The 24,128-nt window shown below is 62.6% G+C and carries 25 protein-coding genes; 15 read left to right on the plus strand and 10 right to left on the minus strand.

From position 1 onward, the window contains the following. The first annotated feature begins 56 nt into the window (after positions 1-56). The 5 genes from gshA to gshB all read left to right on the plus strand — a co-directional run bounded on the left by gshA (position 57) and on the right by gshB (position 6,282). A complete protein-coding gene (gene gshA, locus HZ993_RS16810) occupies positions 57-1,334 on the plus strand; it encodes a glutamate--cysteine ligase (protein WP_209393888.1) in 1,278 nt (425 codons plus the stop codon). Between the two features lie 179 nt (positions 1,335-1,513). After that, positions 1,514-3,382, plus strand: a complete 1,869-nt coding sequence (locus tag HZ993_RS16815; protein WP_209393889.1) for a potassium transporter Kup — start codon at positions 1,514-1,516, stop codon at positions 3,380-3,382. Between the two features lie 52 nt (positions 3,383-3,434). Beyond that, a complete protein-coding gene (locus HZ993_RS16820) occupies positions 3,435-3,992 on the plus strand; it encodes a GNAT family N-acetyltransferase (protein WP_209393890.1) in 558 nt (185 codons plus the stop codon). Between the two features lie 30 nt (positions 3,993-4,022). After that, positions 4,023-5,249, plus strand: a complete 1,227-nt coding sequence (locus tag HZ993_RS16825) for a benzoate/H(+) symporter BenE family transporter (RefSeq protein ID WP_209393891.1) — start codon at positions 4,023-4,025, stop codon at positions 5,247-5,249. A 91-nt stretch (positions 5,250-5,340) separates the two neighbouring features. Next, a complete protein-coding gene (gshB, locus tag HZ993_RS16830) occupies positions 5,341-6,282 on the plus strand; it encodes a glutathione synthase (protein WP_209393892.1) in 942 nt (313 codons plus the stop codon). Here gshB and HZ993_RS16835 read toward each other — a convergent pair whose 3' ends face one another. Beyond that, a complete protein-coding gene (locus HZ993_RS16835; RefSeq protein ID WP_209393893.1) occupies positions 6,283-7,065 on the minus strand; it encodes a class II glutamine amidotransferase in 783 nt (260 codons plus the stop codon). Positions 7,066-7,160: 95 nt separating this feature from the next. Here HZ993_RS16835 and HZ993_RS16840 point away from each other — a divergent pair, with 95 nt between their 5' ends. The 5 genes from HZ993_RS16840 (at position 7,161) to HZ993_RS16860 (ending at position 14,490) form a co-directional block, all read left to right on the plus strand. After that, complete coding sequence (locus HZ993_RS16840) at positions 7,161-8,624, plus strand: GGDEF domain-containing protein (protein WP_245213667.1); 1,464 nt, start codon at positions 7,161-7,163, stop codon at positions 8,622-8,624. Between the two features lie 16 nt (positions 8,625-8,640). Next, positions 8,641-10,383, plus strand: a complete 1,743-nt coding sequence (locus HZ993_RS16845; RefSeq protein ID WP_209398550.1) for an ABC transporter ATP-binding protein — start codon at positions 8,641-8,643, stop codon at positions 10,381-10,383. Continuing rightward, the gene (locus HZ993_RS16850; protein ID WP_209393894.1) at positions 10,373-12,154 is read left to right on the plus strand and encodes an ABC transporter ATP-binding protein; all 1,782 of its coding nucleotides are present in this window, start codon (positions 10,373-10,375) and stop codon (positions 12,152-12,154) included. Before HZ993_RS16845 ends, HZ993_RS16850 begins: the two co-directional genes overlap by 11 nt. Positions 12,155-12,224: 70 nt before the next feature. After that, positions 12,225-13,274 carry an STAS-like domain-containing protein gene (locus HZ993_RS16855; RefSeq protein WP_209393895.1) on the plus strand — a complete coding sequence of 350 codons (1,050 nt, stop codon included), beginning with the start codon at positions 12,225-12,227 and terminating at the stop codon, positions 13,272-13,274. A gap of 4 nt (positions 13,275-13,278) precedes the next feature. Continuing rightward, entirely contained in the window at positions 13,279-14,490 is a 1,212-nt protein-coding gene (locus tag HZ993_RS16860) for a FecR domain-containing protein (RefSeq protein WP_209393896.1), read from the plus strand. A gap of 8 nt (positions 14,491-14,498) precedes the next feature. Here HZ993_RS16860 and HZ993_RS16865 read toward each other — a convergent pair whose 3' ends face one another. The 3 genes from HZ993_RS16865 to HZ993_RS16875 form a co-directional block, all read right to left on the minus strand. Next, the gene (locus HZ993_RS16865) at positions 14,499-14,837 is read right to left on the minus strand and encodes a hypothetical protein (RefSeq protein WP_209393897.1); all 339 of its coding nucleotides are present in this window, start codon (positions 14,835-14,837) and stop codon (positions 14,499-14,501) included. A gap of 144 nt (positions 14,838-14,981) precedes the next feature. Continuing rightward, on the minus strand, positions 14,982-15,173 hold the full coding sequence (locus tag HZ993_RS16870) for a 4-oxalocrotonate tautomerase (protein WP_209393898.1): 192 nt from the start codon (positions 15,171-15,173) through the stop codon (positions 14,982-14,984). Positions 15,174-15,192: 19 nt separating this feature from the next. Further along, positions 15,193-15,453, minus strand: coding sequence for a cysteine-rich CWC family protein (locus HZ993_RS16875; protein WP_209393899.1), 261 nt, complete (start codon positions 15,451-15,453; stop codon positions 15,193-15,195). A gap of 78 nt (positions 15,454-15,531) precedes the next feature. Between HZ993_RS16875 and HZ993_RS16880 the strand changes: the two genes are divergently transcribed. The 5 genes from HZ993_RS16880 (at position 15,532) to HZ993_RS16900 (ending at position 20,839) form a co-directional block, all read left to right on the plus strand. Further along, positions 15,532-17,118 (plus strand): glycosyltransferase family 39 protein, encoded by a 1,587-nt coding sequence (locus HZ993_RS16880; protein ID WP_209393900.1) that lies wholly within the window; start codon positions 15,532-15,534, stop codon positions 17,116-17,118. Continuing rightward, positions 17,118-17,921 (plus strand): phosphatase PAP2 family protein, encoded by an 804-nt coding sequence (locus HZ993_RS16885; protein ID WP_209393901.1) that lies wholly within the window; start codon positions 17,118-17,120, stop codon positions 17,919-17,921. The genes HZ993_RS16880 and HZ993_RS16885 overlap by 1 nt, the downstream gene beginning before the upstream one ends. An 80-nt stretch (positions 17,922-18,001) precedes the next feature. After that, complete coding sequence (locus HZ993_RS16890; RefSeq protein WP_209393902.1) at positions 18,002-18,565, plus strand: globin domain-containing protein; 564 nt, start codon at positions 18,002-18,004, stop codon at positions 18,563-18,565. Positions 18,566-18,778: 213 nt separating this feature from the next. Continuing rightward, the gene (locus tag HZ993_RS16895; RefSeq protein WP_209393903.1) at positions 18,779-19,366 is read left to right on the plus strand and encodes a LysE family translocator; all 588 of its coding nucleotides are present in this window, start codon (positions 18,779-18,781) and stop codon (positions 19,364-19,366) included. A gap of 9 nt (positions 19,367-19,375) precedes the next feature. Beyond that, positions 19,376-20,839, plus strand: coding sequence for a PLP-dependent aminotransferase family protein (locus HZ993_RS16900; protein WP_209393904.1), 1,464 nt, complete (start codon positions 19,376-19,378; stop codon positions 20,837-20,839). A gap of 2 nt (positions 20,840-20,841) precedes the next feature. On the opposite strand, the gene HZ993_RS16905 is transcribed toward HZ993_RS16900, so the two are convergent. From HZ993_RS16905 to queE, 6 genes are all read right to left on the minus strand, one after another. Then, entirely contained in the window at positions 20,842-21,120 is a 279-nt protein-coding gene (locus HZ993_RS16905; RefSeq protein WP_209393905.1) for a hypothetical protein, read from the minus strand. An 89-nt stretch (positions 21,121-21,209) separates the two neighbouring features. Beyond that, positions 21,210-21,407: a hypothetical protein gene (locus tag HZ993_RS16910; protein WP_209393906.1), complete on the minus strand. Its 198-nt coding sequence runs from the start codon at positions 21,405-21,407 to the stop codon at positions 21,210-21,212. A gap of 426 nt (positions 21,408-21,833) precedes the next feature. Beyond that, positions 21,834-22,076, minus strand: coding sequence for a hypothetical protein (locus tag HZ993_RS16915; protein ID WP_209393907.1), 243 nt, complete (start codon positions 22,074-22,076; stop codon positions 21,834-21,836). Between the two features lie 86 nt (positions 22,077-22,162). Further along, a complete protein-coding gene (locus HZ993_RS16920; protein WP_209393908.1) occupies positions 22,163-23,026 on the minus strand; it encodes a Rossmann-like and DUF2520 domain-containing protein in 864 nt (287 codons plus the stop codon). 15 nt (positions 23,027-23,041) lie between these two features. Continuing rightward, positions 23,042-23,416, minus strand: coding sequence for a 6-carboxytetrahydropterin synthase (locus HZ993_RS16925; RefSeq protein WP_209393909.1), 375 nt, complete (start codon positions 23,414-23,416; stop codon positions 23,042-23,044). Further along, complete coding sequence (gene queE, locus HZ993_RS16930; RefSeq protein WP_209393910.1) at positions 23,413-24,048, minus strand: 7-carboxy-7-deazaguanine synthase; 636 nt, start codon at positions 24,046-24,048, stop codon at positions 23,413-23,415. Before queE ends, HZ993_RS16925 begins: the two co-directional genes overlap by 4 nt. Positions 24,049-24,128 lie beyond the last annotated feature (80 nt).

Raw genomic sequence — 24,128 nt, forward strand, 5'->3', positions numbered from 1 at the left:
GCCCATAGATCCTAGAATCATGTTTTGACGCCCCGCGTATTCCCATAAAGGCCCGCATGGTTCCCCATCTCGTTACTGCCCTGACTGGCCCCATCAATGAACTGGAACAGCGTGTGCTGGACTCCATGCCAGCCATCGAACGCTGGTTCCGCCTGGAGTGGATGGAGCACACCCCGCCCTTCTACACCTCGGTAGACGTGCGCAACGCCGGCTTCAAGCTGGCCCCGGTGGACACCAACCTGTTTCCCAACGGCTGGAACATCCTGACCCCCGCCATGCTGCCCCTGGCGGTACAGGCGGCCCAAGCCGCCATCGAGAAGATTTGCCCCGAGGCGCGCAACCTGCTGATCGTGCCCGACAACCACCTCCACAACACCTTCTACCTGAGCAACCTGGCCCAGCTGCGCCGGGTGTTCCAGATGGCGGGCCTGAATGTGCGCATTGGCTCCATCAGCCCGGATGTGAAGAAACCGGTCACCATGGACCTGCCCCACGGCGAGAGCATCACGCTGGAGCCGGTGGTGCGCACCAAGGGGCGCATCGGTGTCAAAGACTTCGACCCCTGCACCATCCTGCTGAACAACGACCTGCGCGCGGGTGTGCCCGGCATTCTGGAAGATCTGCACGAGCAGTACCTGTTGCCACCCCTGCATGCGGGCTGGGCCAACCGCCGCAAGAGTGCGCATTCCAAGGCCTTTGAAGAAGTCTCCAAGCGCTTTGGCAAGCTGATCGGGGTAGACCACTGGCTGATCAACCCCATGTTCGACAAGTGCCAGGATGTGGATTTTTCCACGGCAGAGGGTGTGCAGGGCCTGATCGCCAAGACCGAAGCTCTGCTGGGTCGTATCCGCAAGAAACACAAGGAATACGGCATCAAGGAAAAGCCCTTTGTGGTGCTCAAACCCGACAACGGCGACCCCCGCATGGCGATACTGACCGTGCGCGACGCCAAAGAAATTGAAAACCTGCGCACCCAGGTATTGGGCAATGGCGAGGCTGTGTTTGAAGTATTGCTGCAGGAAGGTGTGCTGACCTGCGAGCGTGTCAACGATGCCGTGGCCGAGCCGGTGGTCTACATGATGGACCGCTACGTGGTGGGGGGCTTTTACCGTGTGCACCCCCAGCGCAAGGTGGATGAAAACCTCAATGCACCAGGCTCCAGCTTTGTGCCATTGGCATTTGCCGAGAGTACGCACTTACCCCAGCCTGGCATGAAGCCCGGTGCCAGTGCGCCCAACCGCTTCTATATGTACGGTGTCATTGGCCGCCTGGCCATGTTGGCCGCCAGTTACGAGATGGAAGCCACTGACCCCCACGCCGAGCATTACGACTGAAGTCCTGGCTTGCCTAGGGCAAGCCAGGACTTCGCGCCAGCCCCTCAGTTGCTGCGCTGCAACATGTTTGCAATTTCGGTGGAAATGATCCACCAGGGGCTTGCATGCCGGAGCGGCTGGCGCAAAATGGCGGTCCCCAATGGAATGGAACCCGCGCCAAACAGAAGCCGGGTGAATCTGTGTCAGCATCCAAATCGTCTTTGTCGGCGCTAACCCTCGGCGCCATTGGTGTTGTGTATGGCGATATCGGGACCAGTGTCCTGTATGCCATGAAGGAAGTCTTTGGTTCAGGCCATGTGCCTTTCACCCCGGAGAACGTCTACGGCATCCTGTCCATCTTCTTCTGGACGCTGACCGTCATTGTTTCCATCAAGTATGTGGTCTTGGTGCTGCGCGCGGACAACCATGGCGAAGGGGGTCTGGTGGCCATGCTGGCACTCGCCTCGCAGTCGGTCAAAGACAAGCCCAAATTGCGCCGCATCCTGTTATTGGTCGGTATTTTCGGCACCTGCCTGTTTTATGGCGACGGGGTCATCACCCCGGCCATCTCGGTCTTGGGTGCCGTCGAGGGGCTGGAGGTGGTTTCGCCTACCTTCAAGAAATTTGTCATCCCGCTGACGCTGGTCATTTTGCTGGCGCTGTTTATGGTGCAAAAGCGCGGCACCGCCAGCATGGGCCGCTTCTTCGGTCCCATCATGGTGGTGTGGTTCATCGTGATCGCAGGCCTTGGCATCGTCAACATCGCCGCCGACCCGCACATCCTGGTGGCCATCAGCCCGCACTACGCCCTGGGCTTTATGTGGAACAACCCGGGCACCACCTTCATCATCCTGGGCGCCGTGGTTTTGTGTGTGACCGGGGGTGAGGCGCTGTATGCCGACATGGGCCACTTCGGCAAAAAGCCCATCCGGGTGGCCTGGTTCCTGGTGGCCATGCCGGCGCTGACGCTGAACTACTTTGGCCAGGGCGCACTCTTGTTGCACACCCCGTCGGCGGTGAAGAATCCGTTTTTTATGATGGCACCGGACTGGGCCCTGATCCCGCTGGTGGCGCTGGCGGCCATGGCGGCGGTCATTGCCTCACAGGCGCTGATCTCCGGCGCGTTTTCGGTGACCAAGCAGGTGATCCAGCTGGGTTATCTGCCCCGCCTGCAGATCCACCACACCAGCGTCAAGGACACGGGCCAGATCTACCTGCCGTTTGTGAACTGGGGGCTGTTTGCGCTGATTGTGGTGGCGGTGGTGATGTTCAAGTCATCCAGCAACCTGGCTGCGGCCTATGGCATAGCGGTGTGCACCGACATGCTGATCACCACCATACTGACCTTCTACGTCATCCGTTACCACTGGAAGTACCCCCTGGTGCTGTGTATTGCCGCCACCGGTTTCTTCTTTGTGGTCGACTTTGCGTTCTGGGCGTCCAACCTGCTGAAGCTCTTTGACGGTGGCTGGTTCCCGCTGCTGATTGGTGGCGCGATTTTTATGTTGATGCTGACCTGGAAAGACGGCCGGCGCCTGCTCAACGAGAAGCTGCGTGCCGATGCCATTGACCTGCCCAGCTTTCTGGAAGCCGTATTTGTCAGCCCCCCGGCGCGGGTGGAAGGCACAGCCGTTTTCCTGACCGCGGAGGTGGGCACCGTGCCCAACGCGCTGTTGCACAACCTCAAACACAACAAGGTGCTGCACCAGAACAACCTGTTTGTCACGGTGCGCAACCATGAGGTGCCCTGGATAGGTCTGAACAAGCGGCTGGAGATCGACTCGCTGGGCCACGACTGCTGGCAGGTGGTGCTGCACTACGGCTTCAAGAACGACCCCGACGTGCCCAAGGCGCTGGAGCAGATCAAGGGCCGCGGTTGTGAGATGCAGACGATGACGACCAGTTATTTCCTGTCGCGTGACACCGTGGTGCCCACCCTGGGCACGGGCATGGCGCAATGGCGTGAAAAGCTGTTTGCCCAAATGCACCACAACGCCAGTGGTGCGGCAGATTTCCTGAACTTGCCCAATAACGCGGTCGTGGAGCTGGGTTCCAAGATTGAAATTTAGAACTTTGCGGGACAGACCGTAGCGCAGCGAAGCTCTGTCCTCAACTGATCAAATGAACGCAGTGCCTATCCTGCACACCGCGCGCTGCCAGCTCAGCCTGCTGCAGCCCGACAACGCCCACCGGCTGCTGTTCTACCGCCAGCGCAACCGGGACCACCTGAGTCCCTGGGAGCCCACGCCCAACCCAGAGGACGGCACACTCGAAGACGCCTGCCTGCGTGCGGCCACCAAATCCGAGAAGGCCTTTGCTGATGGTGTGGCCGTGCACTTCATCGCCACGGACCTGCAAACGGGCGACATGCTGGCCGCCTGCAATTTCACCAACATCGTGCGCGGCATTTTTCAGGCCTGCCACCTGGGTTATTCGGTGGACCACGCCTGTCAAGGCACGGGGCTGATGGGCGAGGTGGTGCAGGCCGGTATCACCTACATGTTCGAGACCCAGGGCCTGCACCGCATCATGGCCAACCACCTGCCGTCCAATGTGCGCAGTGAACAGTTGTTGCGCCGGCTGGGTTTTGAGCGCGAAGGGTATGCCCGCGCCTACCTGAAGATCAACGGGCAGTGGCAAGACCACGTGCTCAACGCGCTGGTCCGGCCCGAGTCTTAGGTGCCTTGGGCCAATGTCACAATGGCCCGCATGCAATTTTTCAAAGACCTCAGTCTCTCCGCATTCACCGCCGGTTTTGTGGCCGTGCTGGTGGGTTTCACCAGTTCGGTGGCCATTGTTTTCCAGGCCGCGCAGGCCTTCCATGCCACACCCGAGATGGTGGCCTCGTGGATGTGGGCGCTGGGTATTGGCATGGGGCTGTGTTCGCTGGTGCCTTCGCTGTGGTTGAAGAAACCCGTCATGGTGGCCTGGAGCACACCGGGTGCCGCAGTGCTGGCCAGTGCCGGAGCCCTCGGGGGCTTCACGATGCAGGAGGCCGTGGGTGCCTTCATGGTCTGCGCGGTGCTGATCACGCTGGCGGGTGTGACCGGCTGGTTCGAGCGGGTCATGAACCGCATCCCGCTGGCGCTGGCCTCGGCGCTGCTGGCCGGGGTGCTGGCGCGGTTTGGCCTGTCGGGTTTTACCGCTGCACAGACGGCCTTGCCTCTGGTGGTGGTCATGTTGGTCAGCTACCTGCTGGGCAAGCGCCTGTGGCCACGGTATGCGGTGCCGGCCACGTTACTGGTTGCTATTGTATTTGTAGCTATAACATCAGGTTTTACCGGGGCTAGCATCGTATTTGGCTTAACCCTTCCGGTGTTTGTGGCCCCCAGCTTCAGTTTTGCGGCCTTTGTCAGCCTGGCGCTGCCACTGTTCATCGTGACCATGGCATCACAAAACCTCCCGGGTGTGGCGGCCATCCAAGCCAGTGGTTTTGGGGACCAGCGCCGCGCGGGTGGGGATGCGGGCATTCCCATCTCCAAGGTCATCACCCTGACCGGTTTGGCCACCCTGGTGCTCGCGCCGTTTGGTGCTTTTGCGCTGAACCTGAGCGCCATCACCGCCGCCATTTGTATGGGGCCTGAGGCCCACACGCAGCCCCAGCGGCGCTACACGGCGGCCGTGTCCTGCGGTGCCATCTACATCGTGATTGGCCTGTTTGGCGCGGCGATCACCGGCGTGTTGACGGCCTTCCCCAAAGAGCTGGTGGCGGCCATTGCCGGGCTGGCGTTGTTGGGCACGATTGGTGGCGCCCTGGCAGCCGCATTGCGCGAGGAAGCGCACCGCGAGGCGGCCATCATCACCTTTCTGGTGACACTCAGCGGTGTGGTGGTGGCGGGTGTGGGCTCGGCATTCTGGGGTGTGGTGGCAGGTGCCCTGGCCCTGCTGGTGCAGCATGTGGGGCGCAAACCCGTGACCCGCCCGCCCAGTGCCTAGCGGATTGGGCTTGCCCCCGCCCAACACGGGTTGGCGCCGCCACGGTAGAGTCGCAACAGTCTTCAATATTCACTTCTGCTGGTAGCACCCTATGGAAATACTTTTTGTCAGCGACCCGCTGGAATCCTTCAAGATCTACAAAGACACCACCTTTGCCATGATGCGCGAGGCCCAGCGCCGCGGGCACACCATCGTGGCGTGTGAGCCGCAGCAATTGTTGTGGCAGCGCGGTGGGGTGGTGCAGGCCCAGGCGCGGGCCATCACGCTGACCGGTGACCCCAAGACCTGGTTCACGGAAACCGCATCCTCCGTGCGTGCCATCAAGGACTTTGGCGCCGTGGTCATGCGCAAGGACCCGCCCTTTGACAGCGAGTTTTTCTACGCCACCCACTTGCTGGAGCAGGCCGAGCGCGAAGGCGCCAAGGTTTTCAACAAACCCCGCGCGCTGCGTGACCACCCCGAGAAGCTGGCGATTCTTGAGTTCCCCCAGTTCATAGGTCCCACATTGGTGACACGGGATGCGGATGCCATCAAACGTTTCCACGCAGAGCACCAGGACATCATCTTGAAGCCGCTGGACGGCATGGGCGGTATGGGTATCTTCCGTGTCAAGGCGGACGGGCTCAACCTGGGTGGCATCATAGAAACGCTGAACAAGGATGGTGCCCAAACCGTGATGGTGCAGAAGTTTCTGCCGGCGATCACCGAAGGCGACAAACGTGTGCTGGTCATCGGCGGCAAGCCCGTGCCGTTTTGCCTGGCGCGTATTCCCCAGGGCAGCGAGGTGCGGGGCAACCTGGCTGTGGGGGGCAAAGGTGTGGCGCAACCGTTGAGCGACTCCGACTGGGCCATTGCTAATGCCTTGGGCCCCATACTGGCCGCACGGGGCCTGCTGCTGGTGGGTCTGGACGTCATTGGCGACAGCCTGACCGAGATCAACGTGACCAGCCCAACCTGCTTTCAGGAGATTACCGACCAGACGGGTTTTGATGTGGCGGCGATGTTTGTGGATGCATTGGAAGCGGCGGTCTAGTCAGGCCAGCACGGCACCATCCACAAAGACCTTGAATTCCCCCGGCTGCATCGCCACCCAGTTCTCATTGGTGGTCAGCGGTTCGGTCACCACAATGACCAGGCGGTCTTCGGGGCTGTTGAGTTCGGCCAGGTCTACTTTCACGTCTTCGTCTTTCAGCTGCACATGGGCGAACGGGTGCTGGCGCAGCACATAGTGCAACTTGGTGCTGGCATGGGTCCACAGGGCCTGGCCATTGCTGAGCAAGAAATTGAACGTGCCATGTTTGGCAATACGGGGCACCAACTCCCGCAGGGTGTGGGTCAGCTCTTCGACGCTGGGCACACCAAAGTGTGACTTGTTCAGCTCCTGCAGCAGCCAGCAGAAGGCCAGTTCGCTGTCGGTGTCGCCCACGGGTTTGAAGGCACCATGCAGGGTCGGGTGGAAGTCTTTCAGGTCGCCGTTGTGGGCAAACACCCAGTACCGGCCCCACAGCTCCCGCACAAAGGGGTGGCAATTTTCCAGTGTGACACCGCCCACCGTGGCCTTGCGCACATGGGCCACCACGTTGTGGCTCTTGATGGGGTAGGTGCGCAGCATCTGCGCAATAGGGGAGGTGGAGGCGCTTTCCTTGTCGACGAAGTACCGTGCCGCCTTGCCGGGCTTTTGGCCGTCGCTCTCAAAAAAGGCGATGCCCCAGCCATCCGAATGGTGGTCGGTGCAACCACCACGCTGCGAAAACCCGGTAAAGCTCAACGTCAGGCTGGCGGGCAGCAGACTGTTCATTCCAAGGAGTTGGCACATGGCAAGTAGTTTACCCGTCTGCGCGCAGGCCCAGCGTAAAGTATGGGTGAAGTAGCGTGTGTGCTGGTAGACAATGGCCCCCCGGAGGTGTTGGTATGGCGCAGTTGAACCCTGAGACAGATTTCGAGCTGATGTTTGAATCGGCCCCCATTTCACTGTGGCTGGAAGACTACAGCGCGCTCAAGGTTTTGTTCGACAGCTGGCGCGCCCAGGGGGTTACCGACCTGTCCGCCCACATGGCAGCCACACCCGATTTGCTGCAGCAATGCGCGGCCTGTCTCCAGGTGCTCAAGGTGAATCGGCAAACACTCACCGTGTTTGCGGCGGCCAGCCAACAGGAGCTGGTGTCGCGCCTGTCCGAGGTGTTCCGCGATGACACGCTGGGCCAGATGCTGACCGAGATGAACTTCCTGTGGAACGGCACGCTGGAGTTTTCCAACCAGACGGTGAACTACGCACTGGATGGGCGGCGTATCGATGTGCGCATCCATGTGCGGGTGCTGCAGGGCCATGAGGACACGTGGGACCGGGTCATGGTCTCGCTGGAAGACACCACCCAGGCCACCCAGGCCCAGAAGCAGCTGGCCTTTAGCGAGCAGTACGCCCGTGATCTGTTTGACTACTCCCCGGTGTCGCTGTGGGTGGAAGACTTCAGTGGCGTCAAACGCCTGCTGGACGAGGCGCGGGCCCAAGGCATACGGGACTTCCGTGTCTTCTTGAGCGTGCACCCGGAGTTTGTGGGCCAGTGTGCGGATGAGATCCGTGTCATCAATGTCAACCGCCAGACCCTGACCATGTTTGCGGCCCAAAGCCAGGAGGAGTTGCTGGGCCAGCTGGGCTCGGTGTTCCGCGACGAAATGCACGACTCGTTTGCCGAGCAGCTGATCGACCTGTGGGACGGCAAGACCATGCAGTTGCGCGAGGTGGTCAATTATTCGCTCAGTGGCGAGCTGATCAACATCCATATGCAGTTTGCGGTGCTGCCGGCCCACCTGGCCGACTGGAGCCTGGTGCTGGTCTCGCTGATCGACATCACGGCCCGCAAGAAGGCCGAGGCCTACCTGGAGTACCTGGGCAAACACGACGCGCTGACCAAGCTGCGCAACCGTGCTTTTTATGTGGACGAGCTCAACCGCATCAGCCGCAAGGGCCCCTGGCCGCTGACGGTGATGGCCATGGACCTCAATGGCCTCAAGCGTATCAACGACGAGCATGGCCATGCCGCCGGTGACGCCGTGCTGCGCCGTGCGGGGGAGGTGTTGACCAGTGCAACGGCAGGTTATCCTTACTGCGTGGCACGTATTGGGGGCGACGAATTCATTGCCTTGCTGCCGGGGTGTGACGAGCGGGTGGCCGCCGGCCTGCAGGAGCGTATCCAGTCCATGATTGAACTGAACAACCAGTTCTACCCCGGGCAAAACCTGAGTATGGCCATGGGCAGCGCGTCCTGTGCATCGGCCATGCAGGTAGAGGCCGCGCTGCATGCCGCAGACCAGGCCATGTTCACCAACAAGACACGCTTCTATGAAGAAGCCAAGCTGGAGCGCCGCCGGTACTAATGTCAGCATGCAAACCATGAGCTTGACTGGCCTGATCGGTCACTACATTCGCCGGAACTGGCGCCCTTATCTGCTGTCGGCTGGCATGCTGGCATCGGTGAGTGCGCTCACGGTTTACATCCCGCGCCAGGTGGGCCATGTGGTGGACGCCCTGGTGGCGGGCACACTGGCGGGTGACGCGCTGCTGCGCCAGCTGGGCTGGCTGGTGCTGGCGGGCGCGGCCATTTATTTTCTGCGCGTGGGCTGGCGTTTGCAGCTGTTTGCGGCCAGTTACCGGCTGGGTGCACAACTGCGCCAGCGCCTGTACGCACGCCTGTGTGTGCAGGGGCCACACTTCTTCCAGCAAAAACGCACCGGCGACCTGATGGCGCTGGCCACCAACGACATCGACTCGGTGGAGATGGCCTCGGGCGAAGCCATGCTGGCCGGTTTTGACGGCACGCTGACGCTGATCATGGTGGTGGCGATGATGAGCCTGGGCGTGGATGGCCGCCTGGCCGGGGCGGCACTGTTGCCGTTTCCGCTGATGGCGATTGCCTTCTGGCGCATCTCCAACCACATCCACCAGGCCTCCAAGGATTCGCTGGATGCCTTTGGTAAGCTCAACGACCATGTGCAGGAAACCCTCACCGGCGTGCGCACACTGCGGGCCCTGGGCCTGGAGGAGCGCAGCGCGGCCCGTTTTGCCGAGCTGGCCGAGGCAGCCGCCGCTGCCAGCCTGCGTGCCCAGCGCTGGGAGGCTGCGTTTGAGCCAGCCGTGGGTATCACGCTGGTCAGCGCCACGGCCTTGACCTTGGGGCTGGGGGGTTACCTGGTTTGGCATGGCGAGTTGACGATTGGCGCGCTGACTGCCTTCAGCATGTACCTGGGCCAGCTGATCTGGCCCATGTTTGCAGCCGGCTGGGTGTTGGCCCTGCTGGAGCGGGGGCGCGCAGCCTGGGGCCGCTTGCAGCCCGCGCTGGATGCGCCACTGTCCATCGACGACCATGGTGTGCGCGACCGGGTGGTGCCTGGTGCACTGACCTTTGACGGTGTGAACTTCTCCTACCCCGGTCACCAGGCTGTGGCTTTGTCGGGCCTGCGCCTGAACCTGCCCGCGGGTCAGACCCTGGGCCTGGTGGGTGCCACCGGTTCTGGCAAATCCAGCGTGCTGCGCCTGATCCTGCGGCAGTACGCGGCGCAATCGGGCAACATCGTGTGGGGCGGGCAATTGCTGTCGGACTACACGTTGGACGCGTTGAACCGCGCCATCAGCTGGGTGCCGCAGGAGCCTTTTCTGTTTTCTGCATCCATTGCCGAAAACATCGCCCTGGCCAAGGCTGGCGCCAGCCGTTCCGAGGTGGAGCAGGCCGCACGCCTGGCCTCCATCCACGACGACATTGTGCGTATGCCCCAGGGTTATGACACACCGGTCGGCGAGAAGGGCATTGCGTTGTCGGGCGGGCAGCGCCAGCGCGTGGCGATTGCCCGTGCGCTGCTGACCGACGCCCCCCTGCTGCTGCTGGACGACGCGCTGTCGGCCGTGGACACACAAACCGAGACCGACATCCTGCAGCACCTGCGCAGCGCACGGGCCGGGCGCACGGCTGTCATCGTCAGCCACCGCCTGAGTGCGGTGGTGGACGCCGACCACATCCTGGTCTTCAAGCAGGGCCGCGTTATCGAGCAGGGCAACCATACCAGCCTGCTGGAACTCAATGGCTGGTATGCCGCCCAGTGGCGCTACCAACAACTGGAGGCCAGCCTGGATGCAGCCTGACACCGAGCAGTCGCTGGGCACCACGCCAGCGACCCCACCCCGCAATACTCGCCGCGCCGTGGCCTTGTTGCTGCACGCCGCCGCACCCGAGCGGCGCCATGTGGTGTTGGGTACGGTCTGGCTGGTGGCGGCCGCCTTGCTGGAGGCGCTGGGCCCTTTGCTGGGCAAGTACTTCATCGACCAGTACCTGCTGCCCCGCAAGCTGGTGCTGTGGGACATAGGTTTTCTGTTGGCAGGCATTGTGGTCACGGGTTGTGTGGCCAGCGTGATCCGCTACGCGCAGCTGACACGCCTGTCCGGCGTAGCCATGCGCTCGGTGCGCCGGTTGCGCGAAGAGGTATATGGCCATGTGTTGCGCCTGCCCATGGCGTTCTTTGACAAGGCCATCACCGGGCAACTGGTCAGTCGTGTCACCAACGACACCGAACAGGTCAAAAGCCTCTATGTGCAGGTCCTGTTCGTCATTCTGGACAGCAGCATCGTGGTGCTGGGCGCGCTGGGGGCCATGGCCTGGCTGGACTGGCGGTTGATGCTGATTGTGTTGACGCTGATCCCGGCCGTGGTGGTCATTGTGTGGTTTTACCAGCGCTGGAGCGCACCGGCCGTGGCCCGGGCGCGGCAAAAACGCAGCGACATCAATGCCCAGATGTCGGAGTCCATCGCCGGTATGGCGGTGCTGCAGGCCAGCAATGCACAGCAGCGCTTCAAAGACCGGTTCGACAAGACCAATAACCAGCACCTGGGCGCCCGCATGGCGGAGATGCGGGTCAATGCCTGGCTCTTGCGCCCCATGCTGGATTTCATCAACGTGTTGCTACTGGCCGTGGTGATCTACACCTTTGGCCAGCGCAGCCTGGGTGCGCTGGAGATCGGTATCTTGTATGCCTTTGTCAGCTACATCGGCCGCGTGGTGGACCCGCTGATCCAGATCACGTTGCAGTTTGGCCAGTTGCAGCAGGCCGTGGTGGCCGCAGCCCGGGTGGACGCGCTGCTGCAAGAGCGCCGCCCTGCCGCCAAGACCGGCCCCGAGCGCATCAGCCACGGCGCCATCCATATTTCGCAACTGCGCTTTGGCTACGACCCCGCCACCGTGGTGTTGCACGATTTGTCGCTTGATATTCCGGCCGGTGGTTTTTACGGCCTGGTTGGCCACACGGGTAGCGGCAAGTCAACCCTACTGAGCCTGCTGCTGCGCTTTTACCAACCGCAGTCCGGCCGCATCACACTGGACGGCATTGCGTTGTCACGCTTCAGCGATGAACATTTCCGCGCCGATGTGGGCCTGGTGCCGCAAGACCCGTTTTTATTGGCCAGCACCGTGCGCGACAACATCGCCATGGGCCGTACGCTCAGCCAGGCCGAGATTGAAACCGCCGCCCGCGCCGCCCATTGCCACGATTTCATCCTGCAACTGGAGCAGGGATATGACACGCTGCTGGGTGAGGGCGGCGCACGCCTGTCCGTCGGGCAAAAACAGTTGATTGCCATTGCCCGTGCCTTGGCCGGCCAGCCGCGCATCCTGTTCCTGGACGAGGCCACGGCCCACATCGATTCCGAGACCGAGCAGATCGTGCAAGTGGCGCTATCGGAACTGAAGGGCCGTGTGACCGTGGTGGCCATTGCACACCGCCTGTCCACCATACGCGCGGCGGACTGCATAGTGGTGCTGAACCATGGCCGTATCCACGAGCAGGGCACCCACGACGCCTTGATGGCGATAGACCAGGGCATTTACCAGCGCCTGTACCTGCTGCAGCAATTGGGCGAATAGGCTGGCGCAGTAGCGGCTGCGGTGGCACACTGGCGGGCGTCCCGTTTATTACCCGTCCTGTGGAGTGGCCATGTCCTTAGCGCAGTTGAAGGAACTCAAGACCGTGATCACGGCCAAGGCCGTGGCCAACCCCGCCCACCTGTGCGCCGAGTTGGCGGCCCAGTTTGGTGTCAGCCGGTCTACGATGGGCAAATGGCTGCGTGCGCTGATCGATGAAGGCTGGATCACCCGCCAGGGCAGCCGCTCCCATCCGGTGTACAAGCCCAGCGTGCTGCGCCAGGTGAACCGCAGCTACGACTTGGCCGGCCTGGACGAACAAACCCCATGGGAGCGCGACTTTGCGCCGTGTTTTGAGCTGGCGCCCAATGTGGCCCGGCTGGCCCACCATGCATTCACCGAACTATTGAACAACGCCGTGGACCACAGTGGTGGAACCCGGGTGTCCATTTCGATGCGGCAAAACCCCACACACCTGCACTTGCTGATCAAGGATGACGGCTGCGGCGTGTTTGACCGCATACAGGACGCCTTCCACATTGCCAGTCCGCAGCTGGCGCTGCTGGAGCTGAGCAAGGGCAAGCTGACCACACAACCCGAGTTCCATACCGGGCGTGGCCTGTTTTTTACATCCCGGCTGTTCGATGTGTTTGACCTGTATGCAAACCAGCTGACCTACCAGCACAACCACTGGCAGCGCAAGGAGTGGTTGAAGGCGAACCCGCTGGGTAGCAAGGGCACGGCCATCTTTATGTCGCTGGCGCTGAATTCCACACGTACGTTGGAGGATGTTTTTGGTGCCCATTCCAAGGGCGCAAACGATCTGAGTTTTTCGCGCACCGAGGTTGCCATGCGCCTGGCCCATGCGGCCAGCGAGGCGCTGGAATCCCGTGCCCAGGCCAAACGCATCGCCCACCGGCTGGAAGCCTTTGATACGGTGGACCTGGACTTTGACGGTGTCGACGCCATAGGCCAGGGCTTTGCCGATGAACTGTTCCGTGTGTTCGCCCGCCAGCACCCCCAGGTGGTATTGCAGCCGCGCAATATGAATGCCCAGGTAGCGGCCATGGTGGCCCAGGTGAGCGAGGAGCCGGTGGGTCAAGCCGTGCAAGCCCTGGGTTAAGGCCATGTACATCCGCCTCTTGTTTGGTCTGATCACACTGGTGTTGCTGGGGTGCTCTGCTGCGTGGGCACAAAGCCCGCAGCCTGCTGGCAACCCGGCAGGGGTCGTCACCCTGGCCCAGGGCAATGCCAGCCTGGCACCGGCCGGCGGCCCGCCGCGCACGGCCAAGGTCGGCGATGTGGTCCATGAAGGGGATGTGTTGACCACACCTGGCGATGGTGAATTGCACCTGGTGATGCAAGACACGGGCTTTATGGCGCTGCGCTCCAACAGCCAGTTCATGGTGTTGAGCTACAAGGCCGACGGGGGTGAAGAGGACAAGGGTGTTTTTAAACTGCTCAAGGGTGGTTTGCGCTCCATCACCGGCTGGATAGGCCGTTTCAACCCTTCGGCCTACCAAGTGCGTACCAACTCGGCCACCATTGGCATACGGGGTACGGACCATGAAACCCGATACATCCCCGAAGGCTCCAGCGAAGGCGAGGCGGGGACCTACGACAAGGTTTATGCGGGCCAAACCTACATCACCACGCCAGATGGCGGTGCCACCGAGGTTTCGCCCAACCAGGCAGGGTTTGTGTCCCACAAGCCCAGAGAGCGCCCCCGCGTTCTGGCGCAGACGCCGGGTTTCTTTCGCCCCGGCCCGCACGAGGCAGAGATAGCGAAAAAACACGCCGAGATCCAAGCCCTGATAGACCAGCGCCGCAATGAGCGGCGCAAAGTGATCTCCGAAAAGCGGATGGCCCTGGTGGCCGCGCGCCAGCACCTGAAAGCGGACTTTGCACAAGCCCGAGCCGCACACCAGCAGGAGACACTCGCGCTCAAGGCGCGGTTCCATACCCTGACCGCACAGCGCGAAACATTGCAGGCACAGGCCCGCGCGGGCGAGGTGGGTGGTGCGGCGCTGCGGCAGCGGCGCAGGGCCCTGGTCGCAGAGTACGCGGCGCTGGAGCGGGCCTACAAAGAATTTACCTCCCGCCACAAGGCCTTGCAGGATTCTGCGGCACCCACTGCGGACGGAGCTACTTCTTCACCGCAAGACTGGCGGCAATCCCTGCGCCAGGATTTGCAGGACGTGCGCGAAAAGCAGCAAGACCTGGAGGCCGAGCGTGCCTCGACGCGCAAGGAGATAGAGGCCCTGCAACGCCAGGAGAACCAGCGTGTACGCCGGGAGCGCAAGGCCGACCGGGAAACGGGCCAGGCCTCGCCCGATTGACCAGGCGCTTATTTGCCGTTGGCGGCCGCCGTGGCGGCGGTTTGGCCATCATGCTTTTGGCGGTGGATGGCGCGGCTGTCCCGGTGGGCTTCCCGTTGCAGCTTGCGGCGCTCGGCACGGGTGACCTTGCCATCGGCCTTGGCTGCGGCTTCGTCCGCCGCCAGCTTGGCTTCGCGGCTTTCCAGGCGACTGGCTTCTTTGGCGTTCAATTGGCCGGATGCCACGCCCTGGTCAATCCGCTGTTGCTGATTGGCTTCACGTTTGTCCAGATTGGGAGTGGCTGGCTGCGCCATGGCCAGGCCAGCCAGGGCCATTGCAACTGCGCCAATGAATGTCTTGATCTGCATGGGAAACTCCGGTGTGTAAGTAGGATGTGTATGGAAGGAATCCATCGAACTACAACGGCGCGGTCAGCGTGCCAGGCCTACCGCGCAGAGCCCTGATTGTGTAAAACTTTGTGAAGTACACAAGGGTGCGGGTGGCGGCTCCCCTTACTCGCGCGGCTCTGTCCACAGCCTGCCGCCGGTCGCCCAGTTTTCGCGTTTCACGTCCACGATCAGGATGTCGACAGACTCGGGAGAACCGCCCAGCACTTCGACGCTGACGCGGGTGATTTCTTCGACCAGTTTCTTCTTCTGCTCCAGCGTGCGGCCTTCGAGCATTTCAACGTGGTAGGTGGGCATGGGTGTGTCCTTTTGTAGGTTAGGTTGGGATTGAGGGTTTTGCTAGCTTGACCGTGCCGCCAGAAGCTGCAGCCGCACAGCGTGCGCAGATGCAGGCCAGCCGCCGTGCTTCAGCCGGAACCCGCGCCAGCAGCTCCGGCGTAAACACCGCTGTGGTGCACCAACAGGGGCCTTGGGGCACACCGGTGGCGCGTTCGGCTTCATTGGCGCACTGGTTGCCCTGACCGCATAGCGGGCACAGGCTGGTGTCAATGGCGCGGGGGGCGGGAATATCGGGCATGGCGGGTATTTGCGTAGACCCTGCAGTTTAGACTGCGGGGTTGTGATTTGCCGAATGCCACACGTGCTCCCCGCCCCAATGTTCGCTTCCGTTCCCCGCAATACCCGCCAGTTGCTGGCCCTGCTGTGTGTGCTGCATTTTGGCCTGGGCGCCGCGCTGGGCCTGTCGGTGGACGAGGCGCATTACGCGCTGTATGCGGCGCACCCCGACTGGAGTTATTTTGACCACCCGCCCCTGGTGGGCTGGGCGCAGTGGCCGCTGGTAGCGCTGGGCGCGCCCACCTGGGCGCTGCGGCTGGTGCCCGAATTGTTGTGGTTGGCTACGGCCCTGGTGGTTTACCAACTGGCTGAACGTTTGCAGTCACCCCCGGGAGTCTGGGCGGCAGAGCGTTCTTCGCAGGTAAAGGAGGAGCCCGCGCAGCGGGCGGGGGACACGGAGCAGAACGCTCTGCCGCCCAGACGCCTTCCTCCCCCCGGACAAGCCGGCGCATGGGCGGTGCTGGCCTTGGCGCTGGCACCCCTGCTGCACGTGCTGGGCATAGGCCTGCTGCCCGATACCTTGCTGGTGTTTTTCACCGCGTTGCTGGTGTGGGCCACGCTGGACCTGATGGACGCCACTGCGGTGTGCCGCCCAGTGCCGTGGTTGGTGATGGGTGTGCTGCTGGGCCTGGCGGGGTTGAGCAAATACACGGCCATCTTCGCCGCCCTTGCAGTTGCCGCTTGCCTGCTGCTGGCCCATGGCCCAGTGCTGCTGCGCAATGCCTGGGCCTGGCTGGCATTGGCCATTGCCGTGTTGCTGGTGATGCCCGTGGCCTACTGGAACCACGCCAACGGCTGGATATCGTTTACCTACCAGGCCAAACACGGTGCGGGTGGCGGCTGGCAGGCTGGGCATGTGCTGCGTTTTATGGTCGTGCAGTTGCTGGTGTATGGCCCACTGCTGTTATGGGGCTGGGCTGGGTGGCGCCATGGCGTGGCCCGCTCCCGCCGCAGCCTGGGGTTGTTTTTTGTACTGCCCTTTGCAGTACTGGCCGTGTTGTCGGGTGGTGGCACCAGTCTGCCGCACTGGACGGCGCCGGCCTGGGTGGCCTTGGCACCATTTGCCGGGATTGGTCTGGCGCACGCCCAGCGCCAACGCCGCCGTTGGGTCTTCCGATGCATGGTTGCGGCGCAGGCGCTGCTGTGCGCCGTGGTGTTGGGGCTGATGCTGACCGGTGGCCAACCCTTCATCACCAACACCACGGGCCAGGGCAATAGCGCCCAGCCGTCCAATCCGTTTGCCGACGTACACGGCTGGGATGCTGCGGGCACCCGCGCCCGCACACTGGCGGAACAGCACGGCTTGCGCAGCGTGGCCGTACAAAACTGGACGCTGGCCAGCCGCCTGGGCTGGTATGCGCGGCCGCTGCCGGTCTTTGTACTGGAGGACCGTTTTGACCAGTTTGACCTGTGGGCGGGTGATCTGCCCGCTGGCGCTGACACCTTGTTGTTGGACTGGTCGCAGCTGGGCTACGCCGTACCCTTGGGGCCCCTTGGTTTTGCCGAATGCACCTTGCTCGGTACCCAGAATGTGCAGCGCCTGGGCAAGCCGCTTGCCAGCTTTCGCTTCTACGCCTGCCGTAACTGGTCCGGCCAACCACAACCCCGCTTGCTGGGTACACCGTGATGCACGTTTCACCCATCCCCCTACGCCTGTGGCTGCTCCCACCCCTGTTGTTCTTGCTGGCTGCGCCGCTGTGGTTGCACCACTTTGAGCCCGCAATGTTTGTCACCATCAATACGTTGTGTGCGCCGGTGGCCGCACCGCTCTGGGCAGGCTTGTCCATGTTGGGTAACGCCTGGGGCGTGCTGGCGGTCACCTCGCCGCTGCTGGTGCGTGCGCCCCGGCTGATGTGGGCCTGGTTGTGCGCCGCACCCTTTGCCATCCTGTTTGCCCGCGTCGGCAAGGCGCTCATCGAGAGCCCGCGCCCCGCCGCCGTGGTGGACAACACCCAGATGCGGGTGGTGGGCGAACTGCTGCACAACGTGTCCATGCCCTCCGGCCACACGCTGACCGCGTTCACCGTGGCTTCGGCCATTTACTTCGCACTACCGCAACCGGGCAGGTCCAAACACCTGTGGCTGTTTGTGCTGGCCGCTGGCGCGGGGCTGTCGCGTATTGCTGTGGGTGCCCATTGGCCGGGTGATGTGGCCGTGGGCGCAAGCCTGGGCCTGCTGGCCGGCATGTTGGGCACCCGCCTGCTGGCCCGTATGGACCCCAAACACCTGCAACCCACCGCCTGGAGCCTGCGTGTGGTCGCCGGCCTGCTGGTTGCCACCCTGGTGGCGATGCTGGTTGAAACGCAGGACTTTGACGAAAACCGGCCCCTGCAGTACCTGCTGGCCGCGGTGGTGCTGGGGTCTTTGCTGGCATTTGCCAGGCAAAACTGGATGCTTATCCAGGGTCGGGCCGCACCGCCCAAAGGTTGAAATTTCCGGACACGCGGACTTTGGCCGCGCGCCTTTTTGACTAAGATCGTCCAAACGCAATCGATGGAGGACAACAATAAATGAACGCCAATGCTGTCAAGCTGGTGCAGGAATCCTGGTCACAGATCGAAAAGGCTGGCCCTGCCGCCGCTGCGCTGTTCCATTGCAATCTGTTGAACAGCCGCCCCTGGCTGGTCGCCCCCTACAGCGGTTACGTGGATGAGCGCGACGACATGGTCATGCGCACCTTTGGCCGCGCCGTCAAAGGCATGCACACGCTGGATACCCACGCCCCACTGCTGCTGCAGATTGGCCGCGTCAACGCCGCCTGCGGCGTGCAGTCCCACCACTACCCCTATTTTGAAGTTGCGCTGATCCAGACGCTGGGTCAAATCCTGGGTGACACACTGACCGAGCCGCTCAAGCAGGCCTGGATTGCTGTTTTCGGCACCATGACCCGCTTGATGCTGGCCGGCGCCAACGGCGATTTTTGCGTCGCCATCCGCCAACAGGCGTCCGAGCGCCGCCGCCAGCGCAGGCGTGCCGCGCACGACATGGGTGGCAACCGCGGTTACCACCGCCGCGGTGGGCCCGAGAGCAATCGGCGCCTGCACCGCAGCGCGGTTCTGCAGCCCAGTCTGTAGAGTATTTGTTGGCCAAATTGGCCTCTAGCCCCCGAGAAATATGCTTGAATTGCTATCTAATACATAGCATCTCGATGCCCTGGCCTGCCACCCAGGTCGCGCCACTGTAGGGCTGCTCCCACTGATACAGCGCAAGTGTGCGGACCCTGGTCTGTGCCTTGGCGGCGCTGGTGCTGCGTCCTACAGTCAAGGCTCTGACTTTGGAGCCTGACCATGTGGACTGAATTACTGCCCTTGATGACCTATTGTTTTGTGATGTCCAGCACGCCGGGGCCCAACAATGTGATGTTGGCCACCTCGGGCGCCCTGTTTGGCTACCGCCGCGCGCTGCCCCAGATCTTCGGCACCAACAGCGGCGTAGCAGTACAGACCTTTGTCACCTGCCTGGGGCTGGGCAGCCTGTTTGTCGCCTTTCCAGTGCTGCACCAGATCCTGCGCGTGACCGGTGCCTTGTACCTGGTGTTTCTGGCCTGGAAGCTCAGTGCCAGCGCGCTGGGTGAGGCGCGTGAAACCAAACCGTTGACATTCCTCCAGGCCGCAATGTTCCAGGCGGTGAATCCCAAGAGCTGGGTCAAGTCCATCACCTTGGCATCGGTCTTTATGCCAGTAGGCCTGAGCACGCCGGTGGGTGCACTGCTGGTGGCTACCGTCGGGCTGGTCATAGGTTTCCCCACGGCGTCCATGTGGGCCCTGTTTGGCGTGGCGATTCGCCGCTTGCTGACCGATCCAGTCAAACGACGCATCTTCAACCTCAGCATGGGTGCCATGCTGGTGGTGCTGGCGGTGAGTTTTCTGCTGTAACCTTCCCCTGTGTTTTCCCTAGACCGCAACGCCCCCACCGCGCTGGCCGACCAGATCGAGCTGCGCCTGCGCGAGCTGATCGCGGGTGGTCAGTTGCCCAGCGCGGCACGGCTGCCGTCGATCCGTCAGTTGGCCGCACAACTGTCGGTCAGTCCCAATACGGTGGTCACCGCCTATGACCGGCTGATGGCGTTGGGCCTGATCGAATCCCGCGGCACGGCGGGCTACTTTGTCTGTGAGACGCGGCGCTCCGCGCTGCCCGATGCCGCGGCGCTGGAGGCAGGCGAGGAGCAAGAAGGTGTGTGGCTGGCCCAGCAGGCCAACGACCAGCGCGCCGGTGTGCTGCTGGCCAGCAGCGGTGCATTGCCTCCGGCTTGGCTGGAAGACGCGGTGCCCGCCGCCGTGGTACAGCGTGGCCTGGCCCGCGCCACGGCTGGCATGGCCTCGCGCTGCCCGCCCCAGGGCCTGCCGGAATTGCGCGAGCGTATTGCCATGGTGATACGTGGCCTGGGCATCGCCGTGGATGCCGGGCGCATATTGACCACCTACGGCGGCACGCACGCCATCGACCTGATCTGCCGCGCCTTCTTGCAGCCCGGTGACACGGTGCTGGTGGAGGACCCGGGTTACTTTTTGATGTTCGACCGGCTGCGCAAGGACGGGGTGCGCATCGTCTCCGTCGCACGCCGCCCGGACGGACTGGACCTGCAGCAACTGGAGGCCGCCTGCCGCGAGCACCGCCCGCGCCTGCTCTTCATCCAGACCGTGTTACACAACCCCACCGGCTGGAGCAGCACGGCGGCCAATTTGCACAAGGTGCTGGTGCTGGCCCAGCAATACGGGTTTTTGATTGCCGAAGACGACGTGCACGGCCACTTCCACCCCGGCCATGCGACCCGGTTGGCCAGTCTGTCGGGGCTGGACCGTGTCATTTATTACTCCAGCTTCTGCAAGGCGCTGAGCCCTGCTTTGCGTATTGGTTATATGGCGGCGGACCACACGCTGCTGAAGGCGCTGATGCGGGAGAAGATTTATTCGGTGCTGACGACCCCGGCGCTGAACGAAAACGTGATGCTGGAGATTCTGGCGGCCGGGCGCTGGCGCAAACACCTGGACCGCTTGAACACCAAGCTGCTGGCCGCCCGCCAGGTCAGCGCGCGCCTGCTGACCAGCGCCGGCCTGGTGCTGGACCATCCGGGCGAAGGGGGATTGTTCCTGTGGGCCTCTGTGCCCGAAGATGTAGACCTGAACCTGCTGGTGCAAGACGCCTACCGCAACAAGATCCTGCTGGTGCGCGGCGCCACTTTCAGTGCCGACAACCCTACGGATGCCCACATCCGCTTCAACGTGGCCTTCAGCCAGCAGCCCCGCCTGGCGGACTACCTGCGTGAGCGCCTGCAGTCACTGGCAGGTGCACGCGCGGCCCTGGCGCGGGTCAGCGCGGTGGGGTTGGACCGCAAACTCCCGAGTTAGGCTCAGTTCAGGCGCGGTCCCTGGGTCTTGAGCTCTTCCATCACCGGGTCGGGCTCGCCGCCGTCGGCGATATGGGTTTTGTACCAGACCGTCAGAATGGTGGTCACCACCGGTCCCGGGTTTTGCAGCACCTTCTGGAAATCCAGACCGTTGATGCTGCAGACCTTTTTGACCAGGTCCATATCCAGGTCAATGGCGTCGTCTTCACAACGGCGCAGCTTCAGATCGGCAAAAGAATAGCCTTCAGGCAGTTTGAGGGTCAAAAGGGAGTCGGTTGGCATGCCACTATTGTCGCCAACTCTGGATCACCACCCAAAGAAAAAGCGGGCCAATGGCCCGCTTCGGATTTTCCGGTGAAGAAGGCTCTTGCTTACTTCTTGGGCTCTTCCATCATCTTCTTGCAGTCTGCTTTCATCTTGTCGTCTGCTTTGGCGTCCATTTTCTTGCAGGCGGCCATCTTTTCTGCCTTTTCCTTGTCGCTCATGGCACCACCATGGGCTGCGGCGAACGAACCAACGGATGCGCATGCAAATGCCACAGCCACTAACGAAGAAAGTAACTTGTTCATGGGTTGTCTCCAGGGAGTTGAAACGATTGACTGACAGTAGACCTCACGCGAACCGCAAGGTGACCCCTTAACGACGGGGCGGTTGAATTGGTTGACCGCCCTATTCGCACTATTCACGATTAATACCGACCACCCCGCCGGGAGTCTCGGCCATGTCCGTGAGAATCATGGTGGTGGCCTGACGAACGGTCTGCATGTCCACCGCCGTGGCCGCCCCGGTGGTGTCCCCAACCCAGCGGCCGCACGACACAGCCGCTCAAACCTGCAACCATCGCCAATAAAACGGCAATGGCAATATATCGACTTGAAATACGCACAACGTGCTCCTTGGTGGCGTAAGTGCCACCTCCCAGCAACGGCTGGAGTTGAGCAGCGTTGACCCCGGCACAGCCCTCACTATGTAAAGGCGTGCAAAGATGGCCGGGCCTAATGCCTGACCAGTTCCCGCTCGATCAGCGTTCGTGCATGTTCGTACGCGGCCAGCACAGCCTTCTCTTCACTGGCGTAGTCGTTGGGCACACGCTGCGTTGCAGCATCCGTCGACGCCAGCGCCGCAGCACCTTGTCCGCGCGCATAACTTACCCAGCACATCCAGCGCCCCGTGGCCTCTTTTTTGGTTGCGATAGACGCGCAAAACCCTTCGTGGTCGAGTAACGGATAACCAGCCATAGACCGCTCCTTTTGCTGCAGAGTGAGTGTGCAACTGTAGGCACAGGTAGGGCGGATTGCAAATTGGACCTGCAGGGCAGGCGTTGTCAGTCTGTCGTGTGCCGCGCCAGCCGCAAGGCCAAGGTACTTAGCGCCTCGTAGGCGGCGCCGGTTGGACCATCCCATGCCGCCACAGCCGCTTGCTGGCGCTGTATGGCAGCCGTGTCGCCGCGCGCCGCCGGGCCAGTGAGGGCTGCTTGCGGCCCCAGCGTGGTTATGTTGGCAACTGCATTGCGCAACAGCGATGCCCGCAGCGCGGGTATCAAATGGGCGGGCATGCCGGTGGATTGCCACAGCTCTTCGGCCGTGGCCTGCAGCACCGGCAAGAAGTTGGTCGCAAACACGGCGGCTGCGTGGTACAGCAGTTTGTCGCCGCTGGCGACCGCAAAACATTGGGCGCCAATGGCGGTGAAGGCAGGGCGCAGGCGGTCGCATGCGGTGGCATCCCCCTCCAACGCGCACGGGGTACCGGGAAACTGTTGTATGGCGCCAGGTACCGATGAAAAACTCAAAATGCAGTGTGCGCTGGCGACCTGCCAACCCAGTGCGGCCAGGGGCGCCAGGGTGCTTGCACCTTGTGCACCACTGCAGTGGAAGACGATGGGCGACCTGCCCTCCGCAACTTTGCGGTCTGCGCGCACAGCCGCCAGGGCCTGGGCACAGGCCGTCAGTTGTGCATCGGGCACGGCCAGCATCCAGACATCGGCATCGCGCATGGCCTGTATCTGTGCCACGGCCTGCCCCGCGCCGATCACACGGCATGCAGCCTGCGCACTGGCCAGCGAGGTCGTCAGAACGTCTTGTATTGCAAAACTACTGCCCTGCGCCAGCCACAGGCTGGCTAGCGTCTGTGCTACCCGGCCGGCACCGACCAGGTTCAAGGTGGGTAGCGTGTTGTTGTCGTGTGGCACGGGGCTGGGTGGTGCTTAACGCAGTGTGCAGCTGTCGCCCACGCCGTCGCGCCAAATACGCACCTGCACCAGGCCCGGAAGGGCCGTGGCAATGGCGCGCCAGATGAAGACTGCCAGATTCTCCAGCGTGGCGGGGCCCAGGCCTTCGACCTCGTCCAGCAGGTGGTGGTCCAACTGGGGGCGTAGTTGGTCGATGGAGGCCCGCACCAGGCCCAGGTCCATCACCATGCCGGTGGTTGGGTCGATATCGCCTGCGATGCTGATCTCCACATGGTAGGTGTGGCCGTGGATGCGCCGGCTGCCCTCGGCTTCGATCTCGCGGCGCAAGGTGTGCGCGGCGTCGAAGAAAAACTTCTGGCTGATCTCGCAGCGCTTGTGGGGGTAGCTCATCGTATGCCCGTGATCTTGTGGGTTTGCAAAGACAGGCGCCAGGTCGGGCGCTGCAGGCACTGCGCAATACAGGCCTCGGTGTTGGCGCTGCGCTGTGGGTTGTCCATGGGTTGCAGGTAGCGGTAGCTGAAGTCCGCCGCCTCGCACTCGTCCAGCGTGATGCCGGGCTGCGGCCACACTAGTTTCAGCTCATGGCCCGATCGCTGCACCCAGGTGGAGTCAGCCTTGGGGCTGACACAAATCCAGTCGATACCAGCTGGCGCAACGACGGTGCCATTGGTCTCCACGGCGATGTGGAAGCCCTGGGCGTGCAGCGCATCGATCAGTTCGGCATCAACTTGCAACAGGGGCTCGCCACCCGTCATCACCACAAAGCGGTTGGCGGTGTCGGCGCTGGGCCACTGTGCGGCAATTCGCACGGCCAGGTCTTGCGCGGTGGCAAACTTGCCGCCCAGCGTGCCGTCGGTGCCGACGAAATCGGTGTCGCAAAACTTGCAAACCGCGGTGGCCCGGTCTTGCTCACGGCCAGTCCACAGGTTGCAGCCGGCAAAGCGGCAAAACACCGCAGGCCGGCCGGCGTTGGAGCCTTCACCCTGCAGTGTGTAAAAAATCTCTTTGACCTGGTAGCTCATGGAGTGATGCCCTCATGGCTGTGCACCCCACCGCGGGGCGGGGATACGAGGTTTTTGTACATGGTAGTCCTCTACATGGC

This window comes from Rhodoferax sp. AJA081-3, assembly GCF_017798165.1.
Taxonomy (GTDB): Bacteria; Pseudomonadota; Gammaproteobacteria; order Burkholderiales; family Burkholderiaceae_C; genus Allorhodoferax.

Bases quoted from the DNA above. Each gene is read 5' to 3' on its own strand.
- HZ993_RS16925 (WP_209393909.1), bottom strand. From the start codon at position 23,416: ATGAGCTACCCCCACAAGCGCTGCGAGATCAGCCAGAAGTTTTTCTTC.
- HZ993_RS16895 (WP_209393903.1), top strand. From the start codon at position 18,779: ATGTGGACTGAATTACTGCCCTTGATGACCTATTGTTTTGTGATGTCC.
- HZ993_RS16905 (WP_209393905.1), bottom strand. From the start codon at position 21,120: ATGCCAACCGACTCCCTTTTGACCCTCAAACTGCCTGAAGGCTATTCT.
- HZ993_RS16870 (WP_209393898.1), bottom strand. From the start codon at position 15,173: ATGCCCACCTACCACGTTGAAATGCTCGAAGGCCGCACGCTGGAGCAG.
- gshB (WP_209393892.1), top strand. From the start codon at position 5,341: ATGGAAATACTTTTTGTCAGCGACCCGCTGGAATCCTTCAAGATCTAC.
- HZ993_RS16915 (WP_209393907.1), bottom strand. From the start codon at position 22,076: ATGGCTGGTTATCCGTTACTCGACCACGAAGGGTTTTGCGCGTCTATC.
- HZ993_RS16855 (WP_209393895.1), top strand. From the start codon at position 12,225: ATGTCCTTAGCGCAGTTGAAGGAACTCAAGACCGTGATCACGGCCAAG.
- HZ993_RS16840 (WP_245213667.1), top strand. From the start codon at position 7,161: ATGGCGCAGTTGAACCCTGAGACAGATTTCGAGCTGATGTTTGAATCG.
- HZ993_RS16825 (WP_209393891.1), top strand. From the start codon at position 4,023: ATGCAATTTTTCAAAGACCTCAGTCTCTCCGCATTCACCGCCGGTTTT.
- gshA (WP_209393888.1), top strand. From the start codon at position 57: ATGGTTCCCCATCTCGTTACTGCCCTGACTGGCCCCATCAATGAACTG.
- HZ993_RS16850 (WP_209393894.1), top strand. From the start codon at position 10,373: ATGCAGCCTGACACCGAGCAGTCGCTGGGCACCACGCCAGCGACCCCA.
- HZ993_RS16835 (WP_209393893.1), bottom strand. From the start codon at position 7,065: ATGTGCCAACTCCTTGGAATGAACAGTCTGCTGCCCGCCAGCCTGACG.
- HZ993_RS16880 (WP_209393900.1), top strand. From the start codon at position 15,532: ATGTTCGCTTCCGTTCCCCGCAATACCCGCCAGTTGCTGGCCCTGCTG.
- HZ993_RS16845 (WP_209398550.1), top strand. From the start codon at position 8,641: ATGAGCTTGACTGGCCTGATCGGTCACTACATTCGCCGGAACTGGCGC.
- HZ993_RS16820 (WP_209393890.1), top strand. From the start codon at position 3,435: ATGAACGCAGTGCCTATCCTGCACACCGCGCGCTGCCAGCTCAGCCTG.
- HZ993_RS16910 (WP_209393906.1), bottom strand. From the start codon at position 21,407: ATGAACAAGTTACTTTCTTCGTTAGTGGCTGTGGCATTTGCATGCGCA.
- HZ993_RS16865 (WP_209393897.1), bottom strand. From the start codon at position 14,837: ATGCAGATCAAGACATTCATTGGCGCAGTTGCAATGGCCCTGGCTGGC.
- queE (WP_209393910.1), bottom strand. From the start codon at position 24,048: ATGAGCTACCAGGTCAAAGAGATTTTTTACACACTGCAGGGTGAAGGC.
- HZ993_RS16875 (WP_209393899.1), bottom strand. From the start codon at position 15,453: ATGCCCGATATTCCCGCCCCCCGCGCCATTGACACCAGCCTGTGCCCG.
- HZ993_RS16860 (WP_209393896.1), top strand. From the start codon at position 13,279: ATGTACATCCGCCTCTTGTTTGGTCTGATCACACTGGTGTTGCTGGGG.
- HZ993_RS16890 (WP_209393902.1), top strand. From the start codon at position 18,002: ATGAACGCCAATGCTGTCAAGCTGGTGCAGGAATCCTGGTCACAGATC.
- HZ993_RS16885 (WP_209393901.1), top strand. From the start codon at position 17,118: ATGCACGTTTCACCCATCCCCCTACGCCTGTGGCTGCTCCCACCCCTG.